This is a genomic window from Luedemannella flava (assembly GCF_039528515.1).
Lineage (GTDB): Bacteria > Actinomycetota > Actinomycetes > Mycobacteriales > Micromonosporaceae > Luedemannella > Luedemannella flava.
Genome location: NZ_BAAALT010000120.1, coordinates 1 through 996 on the forward strand (window position 1 = coordinate 1; position 996 = coordinate 996).

Sequence of the window (996 nt, forward strand, 5' to 3'; positions counted from 1 at the left end):
CGTGATGTGCGTGATGTGCGTGATGTGCAGCGTGATGTGCGTGAGTACTGCCGAATCCGTCTCTTCAGGATCAAGGCGCCGCGCAAGCGCGGCGCGGCCCGCGCACTCGGCCTGCTGGCGGCGCTGGGGCGCCGGCATCGGCCGGCGCGCGGGCCTATCGGATACGCAGGCTCAGGATGACTCTGACGGACTTTCCCGGACAGCGGCCATTACGACACCCAGACCTGCCTGCAGCTCGCCTATCACGATCAGCCGCAACGTGATCCCGCTTGGGTTCCGGCCGAACTCTGAGGCCAGCTCGGCGATCGTCGCGCCCGCTCTGAACCTTGCCCGCAACCGCTCAGCGTCGCCCTCCGACCAGGGCAGACCGTAGTTCGGATACTCCCGCCGCTTCTCCTCGACGGTCGGCGACCCTGACCGCGCAGCAGCCGCCTTGGCGCTGTCCCAGGCCGCCAACGCAGCCATCTCGGCACCCAGCACTCGCGCCAGCGTCCCGGCATCGCTTGGGTCGAGCACGCCCGAGATGTTGGTGAGGACCTGGTCCTCACTCCCGCGACTCGTCAACGAGAGGTTTGCCAGGCCGTCGCCCGACACCGTCACGTGGAACTCGTAAACCCGATCTCCGTCCTGCGTCGTCCGGTGCTGCTCCTGACGAGGCGGAAGAGATCAAAGAACGAAGATCCCTACCAGAGAATCGTTCGTGTGCCCGCTGATGTCCGGACCGTTGCTCCCGCCGGCACCGGTCGCGGCGTGACCGCCGCTCCCTGCCACGTCCGCGTGGCACAGGCAGTGCCTCCGGCGGGAGCCTCAGGCTCCAGGATGGTCCGCCATCCCGCCGCCATCGACCCTCACAAGCCGAGCAGACCGGCCCTGGGCGGGCAAGGTCGTTCTGCCGCTGGGAGCTCCACCTTGCCCGCCCAGGGCCGGCCCGCTTCCCGGCACGCGGGTCGACGGCGACGGGATGGCTCTCTGGGGAAGGGGCGCGGAGCGTTCCCG

The 996-nt window shown here is 69.1% G+C and carries 1 protein-coding gene; it reads right to left on the minus strand.

From position 1 onward, the window contains the following. Positions 1-171 precede the first annotated feature (171 nt). A complete protein-coding gene (locus tag ABD211_RS19355) occupies positions 172-600 on the minus strand; it encodes a hypothetical protein (RefSeq protein WP_344133606.1) in 429 nt (142 codons plus the stop codon). Between the last annotated feature and the right edge of the window lie 396 nt (positions 601-996).